We start from the raw sequence: 3,328 nt of genomic DNA, 5'->3' as shown, positions 1-3,328 counted from the left end.
GGTGGGGTTTGGGGCGGGAAGGGGAGCGACCTCGCAATTCAAGCCCCCTTCCCGCCCCAAGATTACGATATCACGAACAAAAATTTAAATGGAATTTTACAAATAAACGCCGCTGCAACCCGAATTCCAAAGGCGAAATTCTAGAATTTTAAATTTATATCACGAATTTTACGAGTCTTAAATTTAAAAGCAAAGCTCTAAATTTTAACGTCCATATCCACGGGCTCGATCTGCAGCCCGCGCAGATCCGCGAGATGCCGCACCGCGGCGTCCGTCTCGGCGTTTTTGGGAAGGACGATATGAAAACCGCGATCAAACGCCAAGAAAAAATTCTCCCCGCCCGCAGCGATTCGATTTAGCGAGCGCGCGGCAAATTTCTCGCTTGCGCGCGGCTCGCCCTTTGAAAATGAAATTTCATCCTCGTCCGCGATAAATTCCATCTCTATTTTTGAGTCTTGCGCGAGCTTAGCAGCATCCAGATGCTTTCTTAGCATGCGGCGGTAAAATTTCGGATAAAAAATAAGCCACGCCGCACCCAAAACAACCGACGCCACGCTCGCAATCGGCGCCGTTTTTAAAAGCCCGTCGATGATGATGCCCATGAGCAAAAACTCAAACGGTATGGCGTAGGTGCTGACTAGGCGCTGCTTGCGCGCCTTTTTGCTGTAAAGCAGCATAAATTTATTGAGATTATCGACGTCGCGATTGGTGATACGTACTTTCATATTTTTCCTTTAATTTTTGCGTAATTGTAGCGAAGCCGCCTTAAATTTGCGTCCGTTAACTTCCGTGAGATAAAATCCCGTTTTTAAAGGAGATAGCTTGAAATCTTTATTAAAAATCAACGGATTTTTGCCGTTTTTGGCGATTATGTTTATCAACGCAAGCGTCGATCTGGGCCATAAGATCACGATCCAAAACGTCCTTGTCAAAAGCGCCGATTCGGGCGCTCTCATCGCCCTTACCTCGCTTGTAAATTTGCTAATTTTGCTGCCTTACGTATTTCTTTTTAGCGCCAGCGGTTATCTCAACGACAAATTCTCGCGCACCCGCATTACGCGGATCTGCGCGAAACTCGGCGTCGCGCTTACCGCGCTCATTACGCTAGGTTATGCGTGCGGGTGGTTTTATTTCGCGTTTTTTATGACGATCCTGCTTGCGGCGCAAAGCGCGATCTACTCACCCGCCAAATACGGCCTGATAAAAAAGATCGTCGGCGCGAAAAATTTAGGCGCGGCAAACGGCCTCGTGCAGGCTCTTACGATCATCGCGATTCTGCTTTCATCGCTTGTTTTTTCGGTGATTTTCGAGCTGTTTGCAGCCCGCAGCAGCGACGCGGGCGAGCTGATGAGCTCGGTTTGGTTCATCGGCGTGCTTTTGGTCGCGGGCTCCGCGCTTGAAACATACTACTCGTATAAAATTCCATTCTTCGACGCCGCGCAGCCGCAGGCGGAATTTGACACGAAAGAATATCTACGCCTGCACTACTTGAAGCAAAATTTAAAATTTGTAATCAAAGACAAAAACATCCTGCTCTGCACGCTGGGACTTGCGATGTTTTGGGCGGTCTCGCAGCTCGTGATCGCGACCTTCCCGGCTCACTACAAGAGCCTTAGCGGCAGCGACAACGTAATGGTGATCCAGGTGATCTTAGCTCTTAGTGCGATCGGAATCGCGTTAGGCTCGATCTTTGCGGGCAGCTACTGCAAAAAGCATATCGAGCTCGGTATCGTGCCGTTCGGCGCATTTGGTCTTGCGCTCGCGCTAATGGTGCTAGCCAACGCGCACTCGGTATTTTGGCTCGGCACGGCGTCGTTTTTCTTCGGATTTAGCGGCGGAATTTTCATCGTGCCGCTCAACGCCGTCATTCAGTTTTTCACCGCCGATGAGCGCATGGGACGGGTGCTCGCGGGCTCAAATTTTATCCAAAATATCTTTATGGTGCTGTTTTTGCTCATCGCCATCATCTTGGTGCATTTTGCGGTCGCCAGCGGCGAAATTTTCGTTATGGCTGCTCTTTGCGTGCTCATATGCGGGATCTTCGGCGCGAAATATCTACCGCAGCTTTTCGTTAGAATTTTACTCATTCCGTTTATGAAATTTGGCTACCAAGTCCACGTAGACGGTATCGAAAACATCCCGCAAAAAGGCGGCGTGCTACTTTTAGGCAACCATATCAGCTGGATCGATTGGGCGGTGGTGCAGCTTGCCTGCCCGCGCGGCGTGCGCTTCGTGATGCATCGCAGCTACTACGATCTGTGGTATTTGAAGTGGTTTTTTAAAATTTTCCGCGTCATTCCGATCGGAGCGGGCGTGAGCAAAAGCGCGATCGAAAGCATCCGCGAGGCGCTAAATGCTGGTGAAGTAGTGGGGCTCTTCCCCGAAGGACACATCAGCTACAACGGCCGCATAGACGAGTTTCAAGGCGGGTTTGAGTTAGCCGCGCACGATACGAACTCCGTAATCGTGCCTTTTTATATCAGAGGGCTTTGGGGATCGACGTTTTCGCGCGCCAGTGAGCATTATAAAAGAACGATCTCGCAAAGCGGCAAAAACGCACTTCGCGTAAGCTTTGGCGCGCCGATTGGGGCAAATTCCAAGGCGCACGAGGTAAAGCGCGCAGTAACGGAGCTATCGTTTTTCAGCTGGGGCAAATATCTCGCAAGCCTAAAGCCGCTTGCCTACAACTGGCTAAATCAAGCCAAAAGATCGCCTTTTAAGCGCGTAGCGGTCGATAGCACGGGAGTGAGCTTCACAAATTTAGCGATGATGAGCGCCGTTTTGATACTTCGCAAAAGGCTAAAGAGTCGCATAAGCAGCGAGGAAAACGTCGGTATCATTTTGCCTAGCTCGGTCATCGCAAGCGCCGTAAATTTAACGCTTTTTGCGATGGGCAAAACGAGCGTAAATTTAAACTACACGCTAAGCGAAGAGAACTTAATCTACTGCGCGGATAAAGCAAATATCCGCACGATCATCAGCTCGCGCAAATTCGTAGAAAAGCTCAAATCAAAGGGCTTTGAGCTGGAGGGTTCGATCGGCGATCGGCTTGTATATCTTGAAGATATAAGCGCGGACACCTCTAAAAACGAGCGCATAGCCTGCGCGCTAAAATCGCTGCTGATGCCTAAAATTTTATTTCGCGCGCTGTATTTTAAGCCGCATGCGATAGAGGACGTAGCGACCATTTTATTTAGCAGCGGCAGCGAGGGAAAGCCCAAAGGCGTGGTTTTGACGCACAAAAACATAATGGCGAACGTCAAGCAGATCTCCGAGCTCATAAACGCCACCGAGCACGACGCGATTTTAGCGTCGCTGCCGATCTTTC

Annotated in this window: 2 protein-coding genes; one reads left to right on the top strand and one right to left on the bottom strand. The window is 49.8% G+C overall.

All coding sequences use genetic code 11. From position 1 onward, the window contains the following. Positions 1-197 precede the first annotated feature (197 nt). Positions 198-725 carry a hypothetical protein gene (locus tag Q0340_RS07340; protein WP_298082772.1) on the bottom strand — a complete coding sequence of 176 codons (528 nt, stop codon included), beginning with the start codon at positions 723-725 and terminating at the stop codon, positions 198-200. A gap of 97 nt (positions 726-822) precedes the next feature. Between Q0340_RS07340 and Q0340_RS07335 the strand changes: the two genes are divergently transcribed. Further along, on the top strand, positions 823-3,328 hold a 2,506-nt coding region (locus Q0340_RS07335), incomplete at its 3' end, for an MFS transporter (protein WP_298082771.1).

Origin of the sequence: uncultured Campylobacter sp. (genome assembly GCF_938045595.1) — a bacterium.
Lineage (GTDB): Bacteria > Campylobacterota > Campylobacteria > Campylobacterales > Campylobacteraceae > Campylobacter_B.
This window is presented reverse-complemented; position numbering and strand designations above follow the sequence as displayed.